Source organism: Streptomyces sp. NPDC092369 (assembly GCF_044755245.1).
Classification (GTDB): domain Bacteria; phylum Actinomycetota; class Actinomycetes; order Streptomycetales; family Streptomycetaceae; genus Streptomyces.
Genome location: NZ_JBIVQP010000005.1, coordinates 458032 through 473191, shown reverse-complemented (window position 1 = coordinate 473191; position 15160 = coordinate 458032). Strand labels below are relative to the sequence as shown.

The following is a 15160-nucleotide window of genomic DNA, read 5'->3' as shown; positions in this document are numbered from 1 at the left end:
TGTCCTTGATCGGTAACGGACGCATCCCGTCGCCGCCGCTTCTCGTCCTGCCAGTTGGTCGTTGGGTGACCAGGGAATCGGCGAGGAACTGCGGGAAGCGGGGCGGACATGGCGCGGCACGGCAGCGGGCACGGGTGGTATGGCAAGGTGTTCGGCGCGGCGCTCGGGGTGGCGCTGCTCGCCGCCGGCGCCTCGACCTGGACCGCGCAGGCCGGCGCCTCGTCGCCGAAGGCCCCCGCGTCGGCCGCGCCCGCCGCGGCGGGCGGCAGGGCCGAGCGCGTCGCCCTGACCATCGCGCACGCCTCGGACAAGGGGGCGCGCGGCGTCAACATCACCGTCGACGACGGCCCCGACCCCGAGTGGACCCCCCAAGTGCTGGACGTGCTCAAGGAGTTCGGGGTGAAGGCCACGTTCTGCATGGTGGGGACCCAGGCGCAGGCCCACCCGGACCTCGTGAAGCAGGTCGTCGCCGCCGGGCACCGGCTGTGCGACCACTCGGTGTCGCACGACACCACCATGGACAAGAAGTCACAGGCCTACCAGTCGCAGCAGATCCTCGACGCCGCACGCATGATCACCGAGGCGTCCGGGGGCGTACGGCCGATGTACTACCGGGCGCCCGGCGGGGCCTTCACCCCCTACAGCCGCCAACTCGCCGCCTCCCACGGCATGCGCCCGCTGGGCTGGAACGTGGACACCAAGGACTTCGAGCAGCCGGGCACCGACGCCATCGTCGCCACCGTGCAGCGGGAGCTGCCCAATGGGCCGACCCTTCTCTTCCACGACGCCGGCGGTGACCGCTCCCAGACCGTCGAGGCCCTGCGCCGGATCCTTCCCCAACTCAAGGAGCAGGGATACGAGTTCGGCTTCCCGGTGCGCTGAGACCCGGCCCCGCCCCGGCCCCGCCCCGAGCCCCGTCCACGCCAACTGTGTGACGGGGCTCACTTCGTAGCGAAAACCCTCGGTCCGCGCTCCGCGTCTAGCCGGTGTGAGAACAGTCAGGAAGGCACCCGGCGAGCTGGACGAGGAACACCTCGTCCGGCTCGTGGCCAGGGGTGACCGTGCCGCGTTCGAGGAGCTGTACCGGCGTACCGCGCCGTGGATGGCGGTGCGCCTGCGCCGGCGCTGCGGCGACGAGCAGATCGTCGCCGAGGTGATGCAGGAGACGTATCTGGCGGTGTGGCGCGCGGCCGGCGCGTTCGCGGGGGCGTCGGTGGGCGGGACGGCCGTCGGCTGGCTGTGGACGATCGCGGCCCGCCGCCTCGTCGACGCCTTCCGGCGCCGGGCCCACCACGCCGAGCCGCCACCGGCCGCCGCTCCCGCCGACGCGGCACCCCCCGCCGAGGAGGAAGCGCTCGCGGCGACCGTCGGCGGGGACGTCGGTGACGCGCTGCGCCGCCTCGCGCCGGAACTGAGGCAGGTACTGCAGGCCATGGTCCTCGACGGGCTCACCGTCCGGGAGACCTCCGTCCTGCTCGGGCTGCCCGAAGGCACGGTCAAGACCCGTGCGCGCCGGGCCCGGATCGCGATGCGGAGGGCGCTGACATGAGGGCGGAGGGCACTGGCATGGACGTGGAACACGCGTCGGCGCGGATCATCGACGGTTACGCGCGCGGCGGCACCGACCTCGCCGCCGACGAAGTATGGGCCGTGGAAGCCCACTTGGAAGGGTGCCGGGTCTGCCGGGACCGGCTCTCGGCGGCCGTCACCGCACACGCGCCCGCCGTGGCCGCGCTCGTCGGCACCGTCTGGTCCGGCCTCGAACCCCGGCTCGCCACCACCCCCGTGCCGCGCCGCCGGCACCGGTCGGTACGGCTGTCGAGTTGGCTGACGCCCACGATGGTGCCGTGGCTGGTCATGGTCGTGGGCGTCACCCTGCTCGCGCTCCTGCTCGACCTGGCCGGCGGCGGTTTCGGACTCGGTTCCGGACCCCGCGATGTATCGCTGGTGCTGCTGCTCGCCCCCGTCCTGCCGGTGCTCGGGGTCGCGGCCTCGTGGTCCCAAGGACTCGATCCCGCCTATGAGTTGACGGCGTCCGTGCCCAGGGCCGGGCTCCATCTGGTGCTGCGGCGCACGGCGTCCGTGCTCGCCGTGGTCGTGCCCGCGCTGCTGGTGGCCGGCTGGGCGACGGGGGTGCCGGGCGTGACGGCCGCGCAGTGGCTGCTGCCCTGTCTGGCCTTCACCTCGACGACCCTGGCGCTCGGCGGTGTCGTCGGGGTGACCCGTGCCGCCGTGGCGGTGGTGGTCGTATGGGCCGCCGTCGTCGTGACACCGACCGTGTCCGCGAGCCGCGCGACCTTCGCCCTGCAGACGGGCGGACTGCCGGTGTGGGGGCTGGTCCTCACGCTCGGCGTGGGTGTCGTGATCGCCCGCAGGGGCGCGTACTCCGTGCTGGGGGCGCATCGGTGACCGGCGGAAAAGCCATCAGAGAACCCCTCCGAAAGGACCACCCCATGATGCCCGCGATGAGCGGGGCCGACCTCGCGCCGACGCCCTACGCCTGGCAGATCCAGGCCGCCGGGCTGAAGGTCAGGGTCGGCCGCAAACGGATGGCCGTCGACGGGCTCGACCTGTCGCTCGGCACCGGCGTGCACGGTGTCCTCGGGCCCAACGGGGCCGGCAAGACCACCCTCATCAGGGCGTTGGCCACCGTGCTGCGCCCGGCCGAGGGCACCCTGGAACTGCTCGGCGAGTCCGTCGCCGGCCTGGGTGAGCACCGGGCGGTGCGCCGGCGGATCGGTTATCTGCCACAGGAGTTCGGCTACTACAAGCGGTTCACCGTGCGCGAGTTCGTGGAGTACATGGCCTGGCTGAAGGAGGTGCCCAAGGCGGACATCCCCGGGGCGGTGCAGCGTGCCGTCGAGCGGGTGGGTCTTGCCGACCGCGCCGACGAGCGGATGAAGGCGCTGTCCGGCGGCATGGTGCGCAGGGTCGGCATCGCCCAGGCCATCGTCAACGACCCGGCGATCCTGCTCCTCGACGAGCCGACGGCCGGCCTGGACCCGGCGCAACGGCTGCGCTTCCGCGAGCTGTTGCAGGAGCTGGGCGCCGACACCTGTGTGGTCGTCTCGACCCACCTCGTCGAGGACGTCGCCGCCGCCTGCACCGACGTGGTGCTCTTCGCCGAGGGCCGGCTGGTCTTCCAGGGCACCCCCGACGAACTGGCCGCCGCGGGCGGTCCCGAGCACGTGGGCGACAGCCCGCTGGAGCGCGGCTACTCGGCGCTGCTGCAGAACCCCGAGCAGGAGAGGGGCTCTTGGTGAACGCCCGTGTTCTGCGCACCGAGTTGAGACGCTCCGTCGCCCCGTGGGCCGGGGCCGTGGTCCTGACGAGCGCGCTCGCGTTCCTGTACCTGCTGAGCAACGCCTCGTGGTGGAACGGCACCACCGCATGGACGGCCCAGTGGACGTCCCTGGCCCTGTGGACCCGCAGCCTGCTGTTCTACCTGTGGCCCCTCGCCGTGGGAATCGGCGCCCTCCAGGGTCTGCGTGACCACCGCTCGAAGATGATCGAGCTGCTGACCAGCACACCGCGCCCCGCCCGGCACCGCGCGGCCGTGCCGGCGGGCGCCACGGCGATCACCCTGACCTCGGCCTTCGCCCTCCTCGTCCTCGTGGGAGGCGTCCAAGTACCGGCCCACACCGACTACGTGCATCTCGGCTGGCTGCCGATCTCCCTGATCGGCGCGCTCTTCCTCGTCGCGGGAGCCCTGCTGGGCATGGGCGCCGGACGCGCCCTGCCCTCGGCGCTCACCCCGCCCCTGCTGGCCATCGGCGCCTTCGTGTTCACCGCCCTCATGCACATGTCCCTGGGCCGGACCACGACGACCGACCCGGCGACGGGGTTCGACACCACGCGGCCCGAGCGCGTCTCCCTCCTCTCACCGGAGGTGGAAGAGGTCCACAACGTCCTCGTCACGGTCTCCACCCCCGTGCACGTCGGGCAGACGATCTGGCTCCTCGGCATGGCCCTGACCGGCTTCGCGCTGCTGGTCGCCGCGACCCCGCGCACCCGGCTGCTGGCGCTGACGCCCGTCGTCGCGGGCGCGGTGCTCGCCCTGCTCGTCCTGCCCTCCGACCCGCGCCGGATGTACGTCGTCGACAGGACCGCCGCCCAGTCGGTGTGCGACGGCCCGGTGTGCGTGGCCAGGGCGCACCAGGACCGGCTCGCCGCCCTCGCTGCTCCCGGCAAGGAGGCGCTGCGCCTGCTGCACGGCGCGCTGGGCGACCGGGCGCCGGTCGCGGTCCGCGAGAACACCGCCGTACAACCGTTCGGCTCGACGCCACGGTGGTCCCGTACGACCGTGCTCTTCGGCTTCGACGACGCCCTCGTCGCCGGTGCGAGGGGCGAGGAGCTGACCTCGGCGCTGCTCGCCGAAGGGCTTGCCCCGGGGTGCACCCCGGTCGGCTGGTCCGGCTTCGGGAGCGACGACTACGCGCAGACCGTCGCGGTGGGCTGGGTGCTCGGGGAGCTGAAGCCGCTGCCCGGCACGTCGGCGACCCTGCGCCGCGAGGTCGAGACCGAGACGCGCCCGGTGTGGAAGAAGCTCAAGGCACTGCCGTGGTCCGAGCAGCTCGCGCGGATCAACGCGATGCGCGACACCGCGCTCTCCTGCGAGGGCGACCCGTTCGAGGTGCTGTCCGGCGGCGCGGCCCGGTGAGGCGGGTCCGGGTGAGCTGGATGGCCGTGAGCTGGATGCCGGTGAGCCGGATGCCGGTGAGCTGGATGCCGGCGCCACGGCTGCCGTTGAGATGGCTGACGCTGTACGCCCGCTCGCGTCAGGTGCCCGCGTCCCTCGCCGCCGTGGTGATCGGCACGGCGGTGATATGGGCGCTCGCCCCGGACGGCGGCCGGGCGCCCGCTGATCCGCGGCTGCCCGTGCTCGTCCTCGCCATGGGCGCGATGGCCGCCTCGATCGGGCTCGGCGGACAGGATCTCGCGCTGGACCGGACCGCCGCGATCCGCTGGGTGCCGCGCAGAGCGGCGCACGTGCTGCTCGCCGGGGCGGTCGCCGCCGCGGTGCTGCTGACCGTGCAGACGATGGGCGCGCCCCCGGTCACCGCCGAGTTCGTGGTCCGGGACAGCGCGGGCCTGACCGGTCTGGCCGCCGCGGGCGCGGCGGTCGCGGGCGGCCGGTACGCGTGGACGCCACCCTTCGCCTGGCTCGCGCTGTCGTTCGTCGCCCCGCCCGCCACGAGTACGCCGACGCGGGTGGCGTCCTGGCTGCTGCTGCCGCCCGGCACCCCGGCGGCCGGCTGGACGGCCCTGTTCCTCCTGGCGGGCGGCACGACCGCCTACGCCCTCGCGGGACCGAGGCGGTAGGCGGCGGGAGCCGTCAACTCGTCGGCGCCGGGCGGTCGTAGACGTGGTCGGGGGTGACGATCCCGGTGATCGCGCGGGCGACCAGGGAGGACGGCTCCTGGCCGCCGGAGGTGATGTCGGTGTTGAGCAGGACGACCAACGTCGCCTGCTGCGACGGGAGATAGACGGTCACGGACTCGTAGCCCGGGATGGAGCCGTTGTGCCCGATCCAGCCGTCGCTGTCGAAGATGCCCAGGCCGTAGGTGAGGCCGGGGAATCCGGTCGGCAGCGTCCTCAGGCGCTGCTTCTGGGTCTCCGGGCTGAGCAGGGTGCCGGTGGCGACGATCCTCGCCCAGCGGTGCAGGTCGTCCATGGCCGAGATCATCGCGCCGGCCGACCAGCCCCAACTCGGGTTCCAGTCCGTCGAGTCCGTGACCTCACCGCTCAGCGTCTGGTTGGTGTAGCCGCGCGCGTGCGGCTCGGGGAACTCGCGGACGTCCGGGCCGTCGGGGAACAGCGTGTGGTCGAGGTGGGCCGGGCGCAGCACCCGCCGGTCGATGACGTCGGCGATGTGGTGGCCGGTGACCTTCTCGATCACCAGGCCGAGCAGGACCAGGTTGCTGTTGTTGTAGACGAACACCTTGCCCGGCGCGGAGGTGTTGCGGTGCTTGAAGCCGTACGCGAGCAGCTCGTTCGGGGTGAACGTGCGGGTCGGGTCGCTCAGCAGGTCGTGCACGAAGTCGGGGTCCGAGCTGTAGGGGAACAGGCCGCTGCGCATCTCGGCCAGGTGGCGCAGGGTGATGCGGCGGCCGTTGGGCACCCCGTGGACGTAACGTCCGATCGGGTCGTCGAGGCGGATCCGCCCCTCGTCGACGAGCTGGAGCAGCGCGGTGACCGTGAAGGTCTTGGTCTCGCTGCCGATCCGCGAGAAGAAGCCGGTGCTCATCGGCTCGCCGGTGGCCTTGTCGGCGACGCCGGTCGCGCGGACGTAGCAGCCCTTGCCCGGCATCCACAGTCCGACGGCGACACCGGGGATGCCGGCCTCCCGGCGGACGTCCGCGACGGCCTTGTCCAGGCGGGCGGTCAGGTCATGGCCGAGGCCGTGCGCCGGGCAGTCGTCATGGCCGTGCCGGTCCGCACCCACGGGAGGGACGGTAGTCGTGGGGGTGGCAGCGGCGGAAGCCGCCGTCATCGGGGTCAGTGCGGACGCCACCAGCAGCACGGCTGCGAAGAGGCGTCGGGACGGAGTACGTCGCATGGGGAGTGCTTCTTCCGGTTCGGGGCCGAGGGGCTGCGGAAGCCACGCCACCATCCGGAGTCCGCCGGGAGGCCCTCCCGTCGTGCGCGCCCCTTGGAGTCCACTCGATCGGACCGGCGTTCGGACGTACTACGTGGGTTCAGGGTTTGATCCGGCCGGCGGCAGGGAGTGCGGCGGTACAGCAGGCTGTACGACGAACCGGACCGCATGCTGGATCGATCACCGCGCGGCTTCTTCCTAGGTTGGTGAGCACACCGAAGGCCCGGTGCACCGAACCGCCAACTCCCCGGGAGACAGCCCATCATGACGATCCGTCACCTCACCGCCGTGGCCGCACTGGCCGCCCTCGGCCTCGGCCTCGCGACGCCCGCCGTAAGCGCCACGGAGTCCCGCCGCTCCACGCTCCAGAAGAGCGTGGACGCGATCCAGAAGACGGGGACCGTGGCCGTCGTGGCCCGGTCGACGGGTCCGGAGGGGCGGCGGTACGCCACCGCCGGGGTGTCCGACACCACCACGGGGCGGGCGGCACGCGTCACCGACCGGTTCCGCATCGCCAGCTCCACCAAGGCCTTCGTCTCCACCGTGATGCTGCAACTGGTCGGCGAGGGGCGGGTGTCGCTGGACGACACCGTCGAACACTGGCTGCCCGGGCTGGTGGCCGGCAACGGCAACGACGGAAACGCCCTCACCGCACGGCAGTTGCTGAACCACACCAGCGGACTGTTCAACTACACCGCCGACTTCCCCGAGATCGCGAGCGTCGACGGTTTCCGGGCCGGCCGGTACACCACCTGGACCCCGCGGCAGCTCGTCGGGATCGCGATGCGGCACGCGCCGGACTTCGCGCCCGGCACCCGGTGGGAGTACTCCAACACGAACTACATCGTCGCCGGGATGATCATCCAGAAGGCCACGGGCCACACCTGGCAGCAGGAGGTGACCCGGCGCATCATCCACCCGCTGGGCCTGCGCGACACCTCCGCCCCCGACACCTCGGCCCGCATCCCCGGCCGACACCTGCACGGCTACTCCGACCTCGGCGACACCGGGCCCACCATCGACGTCACCGACCTCGACCCGACGGCCGCCGGCGCGGCCGGCGCCATGATCAGCACGACCGGTGACCTGACCCGCTTCTTCTCGGCGCTCCTGGGCGGCCGGTTGCTGCACCCGGCCCAACTGGCCGAGATGAGGACGACGGTACGGGCCGCGTCCCTGGACCCCGTCTGGCCCGGCGCCCGCTACGGCCTGGGTCTGATGGAGATCCCGCTGACCTGCGGCGGCGTCTACTACAGCCACGCCGGCGACCTCATGGGCTACACCACCCGCGACGGGGTCACCGCCGACGGCCGCCACACCGTGGTCCTGGAGGCGACCGGCGACGGCGCCCCCGACCTGTCCACGGAGCTGGCGCAGAACGCGCTGATCGACACGGAACTGTGCGGCGCCACGAGGAAGTAGCCGGTCTACGGCACGCTCTGGACGTCCTGGTGCGACTGGATGTCCGGCTGCGGCTGGATGTCCTCGTGCAGGTGGACCACGAGCCACCGCCCGCCGGGGTCGGCCCGGCGCAGTATCGCGGTGTTGCGGGCCAGGTCCGGTGGGGCCGCGCGGTAGTGGACCCGCAGCCAGTAGCGGGCCACGGCCAAGTCGCCGAAGACGTCGACGACTTGGCCGTACGCCGTGAGGCCGGTCTCGGCGGGCTCTCCGTCGGCCGTGGGGCGGCCGTCCCGGACGCGGTCCAACTCGCCCTTTCCGCAGAGGAGTTCGGGAGTCGCCGAGTCCCAGACCGTGGCTTCGGGGTCGAGAAAGGCGTCGATGCGCTCGCGGTCGCCCGCGGTGTAGCCCTCGTACATGCCCGTGATCACCGCCCACACCTCGGCCAGGTCGGCGGGCGCGCCACCCGGGCGGGCGCCGCCGCCGGGTGCGGGGGTGGCGGGACGGGACGCGGAAGCGGGCATGGCGGGTCCTTGCGTGGGTGCGTGCGGTGAGCGAGGGGACTCGGGGGCGGCTCGGATCAGGCCAGGACGACCAGGTCCCGGGGTGTGCGGTTGAGGCGCTCGCCGCCGTCCCGCGTGCAGATCACGATGTCCTCGATCCGCGCGCCGTACCGGCCGGGCAGATAGATGCCGGGTTCGACGGAGAAGGCCATGCCGGGTGCCAGCGGGAGCGGGTTGCCGGTCACGATGTAGGGCTCCTCGTGGGTGTCGAGACCGATGCCGTGTCCGGTGCGGTGGATGAAGTGCGGGCCGTGTCCGGCGTCGGTGATGATGTCCCGCCCCACGGCGTCGAGTTGACCGGCGGTGATGCCGGGGCGTACGGCGTCGGTCTGGGCGCGTTGGGCGCGCAGCAGTACCTCGTGGAGCCGGCGGAACTCGGCGGGCGGCTCGCCCACCGCGTACACCCGGGTGGAGTCGGAGCAGTAGCCGTCCCGGGTCGTGCCGCCGATGTCGACCACCACGGGGTCGCCGGGCCCGATCACGCGGTCGGAGAGTTCGTGGTGCGGGCTGGCGCTGTTGGGCCCGGAGCCGACGATGACGAAGTCGACCCGGACGTGCCCCTCGTCGAGCATCGCGTCCGCGATGTCCCGGCCGACCTCGCGTTCGGTCCGTCCGGCGCGCAGCCACTCGCCCATGCGGGCGTGCACCCGGTCGATGGCGGCTCCGGCCCGGCCCAGGGCGGCCGCCTCCTGCGGGGTCTTGCGCATCCGCAGCCCGTTGAGCACTCCGCCGGCCAACTCCTGTCCGGCGCCCGGCAGTACGGCACGGAAGGCGAGGGTCTTCTCCGCCCACATGTGGTTGTCGACGCCGATACGGGCCGTGCGGGCGGGCAGCCGGGCCGCGACGAGGGCATAGGGGTCCTCGGTCTCCTGCCAGCCGGTGATCTCGATGCCCAGGTCCCCGGCCGGGGACGCCTGCGCGGCGGGTTCCTCCAGGGCCGGGACGAGGAGGAAGGGATCGCCGTCGGCGGGCAGGACCAGGCAGGTCAGCCGCTCCAGCGGCAGCGCGTCGTAGCCGGTCAGATAGCGCAGGTCGGCGCCGGGCGAGATCAGCAGGGCGTCCAGACCGGCCCGGGCCGTGGCCTCCCGGGCGCTGTGGAGACGGTCGGCCGGGTACAGGTTCGCGAGCTGTCCGTCGTCGGGCATCGGTTCTCCGTGAGGGATCGTGAGGGGCGTCGGTGAGGCCGGGCCCTTCGGCCCCGACCGGATCAGGCCGCGTACAGCCGGCACGCCACGCCCCCGGCGATCAGCTGCGGTTCCTCCCGGTCGCAGCCGTCGAAGGCCTGGGGGCAGCGGGGATGGAAGCGGCAGCCGGTGGGCGGATCGGCCGGGTCGGGTACGTCGCCGGGGAGTTCGGCGGGCAGCACGCCCGCCCCGTCCGGCTTCGGTACGGCGGCCAACAGGGCCTGGGTGTAGGGGTGGCGTGGTTCGGCCCAGACCTCGGCGGTGGGGCCGGTCTCCACGATCCGCCCGAGGTACATCACCGCGATCCGGTCGGCGATCAGCCGTACGACGGACAGGTCGTGGCTGATGAACAGCAGCCCGGCGCCCGACTCGACGGCCAACGACCGCATCAGCGTGGCCACTTGGAGCTGCGCGGAGGCGTCAAGCGCGGAGATCGGTTCGTCCCCGACGAGCAGCCGGGGGCGGGCGGCGAGCGCGCGGGCGATGGCGATGCGCTGGCGCTGACCGCCGGAGAACTCCTGCGGGTAGCGCCCGGCCGCGTCCGCCGACAGCCCCACCCGCTCCAACAGGTCCTCCGGAGTGGCCCCTTCGGCCGCCTCACCCCGGCCGGCCACGGTCCGGATGCCGTCGGAGATCTGCGCGCCCACCCGGCGCCGGGGGTTGAGGGAGCCGTACGGGTCCTGGAAGACCATCTGGATGCCGGTCAGGGCCGGTTCGCGCCGGCGCACCCGCAACGGACGTACCGGCGTGCCGTCGTAGACGATCCGTCCCTCCGCCGGCGGGACGAGCCCGCACACCGCGCGGGCCAGCGTCGACTTCCCGCAGCCCGACTCGCCGACCAGGCCCACGACTTCACCGGCCCGCACCTGGAGGCTGACCCCGGCGACGGCTCGGGTGGGCGGTGCGCCCGGCCGGTGGTACTGCACGACGAGGTCGTCCACCGAGAGCAGGGGAGCCGTCGGGTGGAGGATCGTCGGGCGGGGGGCCGCAGGGGTCGTCATACGGTGCTCCTTCCGGGGAGCGCGTCCAAAAGCTGGCGGGTGTACTCGTGCCGCGGCTCGGTGAGGACCTGGCCGCGCGCACCCGTCTCCACGACCAGGCCGTGGCGCATCACGCTCACCTCGTCGGCGATCGCGGACATCACGCCCAGGTCGTGGGTGACCAGCAGGACGGCGAGGCCCAGGTCGTCGCAGAGGCCGCGCAGCAGCCGCAGCACACCGGCCTGCACGGTCACGTCGAGGGCGGTGGTCGGTTCGTCGGCGATCAGCACCTTCGGCTCGCAGGCCAGCGCGATGGCGATCGCGATGCGCTGGCGCATGCCGCCGGAGAACTGGTGCGGGTAACGCCCCAGCGCCGCACGGGGGTTCGGGATGCGGACCTGTGTCAGCAGCTCGGCGCCCCGCTCCTTCGCGGCCTTGCGGTCCAGCTTCAGGTGGTGGCGCAGGTGGTCGGTGAGCTGGTGTCCGACGCTGAGCATGGGGTGCAGGCTGGTGGACGGGTCCTGGAACACCATGCTCACCGATCGTCCGCGCAGCGCGGCGAGTCGGCGGGGCGGGAGGGTGAGCAGGTCGGTGCCCTCCAGCTCGATCCGGCCGCCGGTGCGCGCGCCGGGCGGCAGCAGGCCGAGCGCGGCGAGCCCGGTCATGGTCTTGCCCGAGCCGCTCTCCCCCGCGAGCCCGTGCACCCGCCCGGGCCGCAGCGCGAGGTCGACGCCGCCGAGGATGCGCCGGCCGCCCAGGTCGAGGGTGAGTCCGCTGATCTCCAGCACGTTGCCGCCGGTCATGCGGCCCGCTCCTTCTCCGCGCCGATCGTGCGGGCGGTGCCGGGGTCGAGGGCGTCCCGCAGCGTGTCGCCGAGGAAGTTGAAGGCGAGGACGACGGTGAGGATGGCCAGGCCCGGGAAGACCCCGATCCACCACTTGTCGAACTGCTGGGTGCCGTCCGCCACCATCGCGCCCCACTCGGCGGTCGGCGGCTTGGCACCGAGCCCGAGGAAGGACAGCCCGGACAGCAGGAGCGTCGCCGTGCCGATGTCGAGGGTGGCCAGGACGAGCAGCGGGCCGAGCACGTTGGGGAGGATGTCGACGCGCAGGGACCTCCAGGCGGAAAAGCCCAACAGCCGTCCGCTGAGCACGAATTCACGGTTCCTGAGGCCCATGACCAGGCCGCGGGTGACGCGTGCGTACGACGGCCAGGACACGACCAGGACGGCCAGCACCGCGTTCTGCAGGCTGGCGCCGAGCGCGGCGGCGACCACCATCGCGAGGATGACGGTGGGGAAGGCGAACACCAGGTCCGCGATCCGCATCACGGTCTCGTCCACCCAGCGTCCGAAGAACCCGGCGCAGGCCCCGAGCACTCCGCCGACCAGCAGCGACATGGCCACCAGGAGCAGGGCGAGCGGGATGGAGACCCGGGCGCCGTACAGCACGCGGCTCAGCACGTCCCGGCCCAACTCGTCCGTGCCGAACCAGTGTCCGGCGCCGGGGGACGTTAGCCGGGGCAGGTTCTGCGCGAGGGGGTCGTGCGGGGCGAGCAGCGGGGCGGCGACCACGATGACCAGCCAGAACACGGCGACCAGGCCACCGGTGACGGCGAGCGGCCGGCGCCAGGCGGACGGCAGCCGTTTCAGCAGGTTGAGCCTCACTGCACCCTCACCCTCGGGTCGATCACGCCGTACAGCACGTCCACGGCGAGGTTGACGGTCAGGTACACCAGGCCGACCACCAGGCCCACGCCCATGACGGCGGGCAGGTCGAGGGTGGTCGCGCTGCGGTAGGCGTACGCGCCGAGGCCCGGCCAGGCGAAGATCGACTCGACCAGGACCGTGCCCGACAGCAGCGCCCCGAAGGCCAGTCCGGCGACCGTGATGACCGGCACGAGCGCTGCCCGGAACACGTACTGGAAGAGGACCGTGCGGCCGGGCAGGCCCTTGGCGCGGGCCGCGCGCACGTAGTCCTGGTGGAGCACCTCCAGGACGGCGGAGCGGGTGAAGCGGGTGAGCAGGCCGACGGTGTACGCGGTCAACACCAGTGCGGGCAGGGCGAGATGGCCCACCGCGCTCCAGAACACCGGCCACTGTCCGGCGAGTACGGCGTCGATCGTGTACAGGCCGGTGACGTGCGGGGGCGCGGTCATGCCGGGGTCGAGGCGGCCGCTGCCCGGGGCCCAGCCGAGCCGGTAGAAGAAGACGTAGAAGGCGAGCAGCGCCAGCCAGAAGGTCGGCACCGAGACTCCCAACAGGCTGATCACGCGCAGGAGTTGGTCGGTGAAGCGGTCCCGGCGCAGCGCCGCGACGACCCCGAACGCCACGCCCACGATCAGCGAGACCACGATCGCGGCCCCGGCGAGTTCGAGGGTGGCGGGGACGGCCGTCGACAGGTCGGTGCTGACCGGCTGGTGACTCTGCTGGGACTCACCGAGGTCACCCTGGAGCAGGTTACCGAGGTAGGTGACGTACTGGACGGGCAGCGGCTTGTCGAGGCCGTTCGCGTGCCGCCACTGGGCGACGATCGCCGGGTCGCCGATCGCCCGCTGGCCGAGGTTCGCCGCCGCCGGATCACCCGGGACGAGGTTGGTGAGGACGAACGTCACCAGGGTCACGCCGAGGGCGAGCAGGACGGCGGTGGCGGTACGGCGGAGCAGGAAACGGGCGAGGGGGTGGCGGGCGAGGAGTCGACGGCGGCCGGGGAGGGGGTGGTCGCCGCCCGCACCCTCGCCGCCCGCGCCCTCGCCGCCCGCGCCCTCGCCGTCCACTCCTTTCCCGCCCGTTCCCTTACTTGGCACCGAGCGCGGCGACATCGATCGTCCATACGGGGTTGTAGGCGACGCCGGTCACGGACGCGGCGGAGACGGTGTTGCGGCTCGGCTGCATCAGCGGGATGAAGGGGCCGGAGGCGTTCAGCCGGGTCTGGATCTGCTCGTACAGCGCCTTGCGGGCGTCGTCGCCGATCGTGGTGGCGGCCTTGTCGCCGAGGGCGGTGAGGGCGGGGTCGGCGCCGGCCTGCCAGCCCGCGCGCAGGCCGACCAGGTTGCCGGGCAGGAAGGCGAGGTAGTCGCTGGGGTCCGGGTAGTCCGGGCCCCAGTACCACAGGCCCACCTGCTCCTTGGCGTTGCGGTAGTTGTCGAGTTCCGTGGTGGTCGGCGCGGGAGCGAGCGTGACGGTGATGCCGACCTCCTTGAGCTGGGCCTGGACCCGTTCGGCGAGGGTCTGCAGGGACAGGCCGTCGACGGTCAGGTCACTGGCGTAGCCGAGGGTCACGGACGGCTTGGCGATCCCGCTCGCCTTGAGGGCCGCCTTCGCGCCGGCGAGGTCACGGGTGGTGGCCTGCGAGGCGGGCAGTGCGCCGAGGAAGGTCGACGGGATGATGCCGGCGGACTGGACGGAACCCTTGCCGGCGAGCGAGAGCAGGCTCTTGTAGTCGATGCCCTTGCGCACCGCCTCGGCGAACTTCGCGTCGGCCGTCGTCGTGCTGACCTTGGTGTTCCGGTTGAGCAGCAGGAAGATCACGTCCGAGGACGCGCCGCTGTCCACCTTGAGCCCGCCGGTGAGCCCGCCGACCTGGTCGGAGGTGAGGTCGAGGGCGATCTGGCTGTCGCCGCGCTGCACGTTCAGCTTCTGCGTGGGCGCCTGGACGTTGCGGAGGACGATCTTGTCGTAGGTCGGCTTGTCCGAGCCGGTGTACTTGGGGTTCTTCTCCAGGACGACCTGGGTGTTCGTGTTGAACGAGGTGAGCGTGTACGGGCCCGAGCCGGCCGACTTGGTGTTGAGGTACTTCTCCGCCGCGTCCGCCGAGGTCGCGCTCCCGCCGTGGGCCTGGACCGTCTTCGCGCTGAGGATGCCGAGCGCGGGGTTGGGGAGGATGAAGGGCAGCGCCGGGTTCGCCTTCTTCGACACCAGGGTGACCGTGGAGGCGTCGGTCTTGCTGACCGTGACGCCGTCCAGCAGGAACGACGGGTTGCCCTTGAGCGCGATCACCCGGTTCAGCGAGAACACGACGTCGTCGGCGGTGACCGCACCGCCGTCCGCGAACTTCGCGCCCGTGCGCAGGTGCAGGGTGAGCGTCCTGCCGTCCTTGGACAGTTCGTACGAGGACGCCAGGCCCGGCACCGGCTTGGTGACGTCGCCGCCCTTGAAGGTCAGCAGCGTCTCGTAGAGCGCCTTGTCCACGATCTGCCCGGTCGGCTCGAACTCACGGCCCGGGTCGGCGGTCTTCAGGTTGAACGACGTGTCGACGACCAGGGTCTTGCCGGCCGCGGAACCGGAGGCACTCGTACCGCCGGAGCAGGCGCTCAGGGCGAGCGCCGCGACCGCGACGAGGGGGAGTGCCGCCGGGTAGGACCCGGCACTGAATCTGGGCATGCGTGCCTCCGTGAGCAGGGCGGAGCGAGGGGTGCGCGAGCGCGGGGATCGGGGAC

General features: G+C 72.7%; 15 protein-coding genes. 7 read left to right on the top strand and 8 right to left on the bottom strand.

Annotation, left to right across the window (positions count from 1 at the left end; translation table 11 throughout):
* Positions 1–108: 108 nt before the first annotated feature.
* The 6 genes from ACIQI8_RS30460 (at position 109) to ACIQI8_RS30435 (ending at position 5322) form a co-directional block, all read left to right on the top strand.
* Positions 109–882, top strand: a complete 774-nt coding sequence (locus tag ACIQI8_RS30460; RefSeq protein WP_402357122.1) for a polysaccharide deacetylase family protein — start codon at positions 109–111, stop codon at positions 880–882.
* 106 nt (positions 883–988) lie between these two features.
* Complete coding sequence (locus ACIQI8_RS30455; protein ID WP_402357119.1) at positions 989–1549, top strand: RNA polymerase sigma factor; 561 nt, start codon at positions 989–991, stop codon at positions 1547–1549.
* A 17-nt stretch (positions 1550–1566) separates the two neighbouring features.
* Positions 1567–2409, top strand: coding sequence for a zf-HC2 domain-containing protein (locus ACIQI8_RS30450; protein ID WP_402357116.1), 843 nt, complete (start codon positions 1567–1569; stop codon positions 2407–2409).
* Positions 2410–2453: 44 nt separating this feature from the next.
* On the top strand, positions 2454–3263 hold the full coding sequence (locus ACIQI8_RS30445) for an ABC transporter ATP-binding protein (protein WP_402357113.1): 810 nt from the start codon (positions 2454–2456) through the stop codon (positions 3261–3263).
* Positions 3260–4660: a hypothetical protein gene (locus ACIQI8_RS30440; protein ID WP_402357110.1), complete on the top strand. Its 1401-nt coding sequence runs from the start codon at positions 3260–3262 to the stop codon at positions 4658–4660. The genes ACIQI8_RS30445 and ACIQI8_RS30440 overlap by 4 nt, the downstream gene beginning before the upstream one ends.
* 86 nt (positions 4661–4746) lie before the next feature.
* Positions 4747–5322 (top strand): hypothetical protein, encoded by a 576-nt coding sequence (locus tag ACIQI8_RS30435; RefSeq protein ID WP_402357955.1) that lies wholly within the window; start codon positions 4747–4749, stop codon positions 5320–5322.
* 13 nt (positions 5323–5335) lie between these two features.
* Here the strand turns inward: ACIQI8_RS30435 and ACIQI8_RS30430 are convergent, their stop codons facing one another.
* Entirely contained in the window at positions 5336–6559 is a 1224-nt protein-coding gene (locus ACIQI8_RS30430) for a serine hydrolase domain-containing protein (RefSeq protein WP_402357107.1), read from the bottom strand.
* A gap of 303 nt (positions 6560–6862) precedes the next feature.
* Here ACIQI8_RS30430 and ACIQI8_RS30425 point away from each other — a divergent pair, with 303 nt between their 5' ends.
* On the top strand, positions 6863–8020 hold the full coding sequence (locus tag ACIQI8_RS30425; RefSeq protein ID WP_402357104.1) for a serine hydrolase domain-containing protein: 1158 nt from the start codon (positions 6863–6865) through the stop codon (positions 8018–8020).
* A 5-nt stretch (positions 8021–8025) separates the two neighbouring features.
* Here the strand turns inward: ACIQI8_RS30425 and ACIQI8_RS30420 are convergent, their stop codons facing one another.
* From ACIQI8_RS30420 to ACIQI8_RS30390, 7 genes are all read right to left on the bottom strand, one after another.
* Positions 8026–8520, bottom strand: a complete 495-nt coding sequence (locus ACIQI8_RS30420; protein ID WP_402357101.1) for a DUF4440 domain-containing protein — start codon at positions 8518–8520, stop codon at positions 8026–8028.
* A 56-nt stretch (positions 8521–8576) separates the two neighbouring features.
* The gene (locus ACIQI8_RS30415; protein WP_402357099.1) at positions 8577–9704 is read right to left on the bottom strand and encodes a M24 family metallopeptidase; all 1128 of its coding nucleotides are present in this window, start codon (positions 9702–9704) and stop codon (positions 8577–8579) included.
* Between the two features lie 62 nt (positions 9705–9766).
* Entirely contained in the window at positions 9767–10744 is a 978-nt protein-coding gene (locus ACIQI8_RS30410) for an oligopeptide/dipeptide ABC transporter ATP-binding protein (protein WP_402357097.1), read from the bottom strand.
* Positions 10741–11526 (bottom strand): ABC transporter ATP-binding protein, encoded by a 786-nt coding sequence (locus ACIQI8_RS30405; RefSeq protein WP_402357094.1) that lies wholly within the window; start codon positions 11524–11526, stop codon positions 10741–10743. The genes ACIQI8_RS30410 and ACIQI8_RS30405 overlap by 4 nt, the downstream gene beginning before the upstream one ends.
* A complete protein-coding gene (locus ACIQI8_RS30400) occupies positions 11523–12389 on the bottom strand; it encodes an ABC transporter permease (protein ID WP_402357092.1) in 867 nt (288 codons plus the stop codon). The genes ACIQI8_RS30405 and ACIQI8_RS30400 overlap by 4 nt, the downstream gene beginning before the upstream one ends.
* Entirely contained in the window at positions 12386–13498 is a 1113-nt protein-coding gene (locus ACIQI8_RS30395) for an ABC transporter permease (protein WP_402357089.1), read from the bottom strand. Before ACIQI8_RS30395 ends, ACIQI8_RS30400 begins: the two co-directional genes overlap by 4 nt.
* Positions 13499–13517: 19 nt before the next feature.
* Positions 13518–15104 carry an ABC transporter substrate-binding protein gene (locus ACIQI8_RS30390; RefSeq protein WP_402357086.1) on the bottom strand — a complete coding sequence of 529 codons (1587 nt, stop codon included), beginning with the start codon at positions 15102–15104 and terminating at the stop codon, positions 13518–13520.
* Positions 15105–15160: the final 56 nt, after the last annotated feature.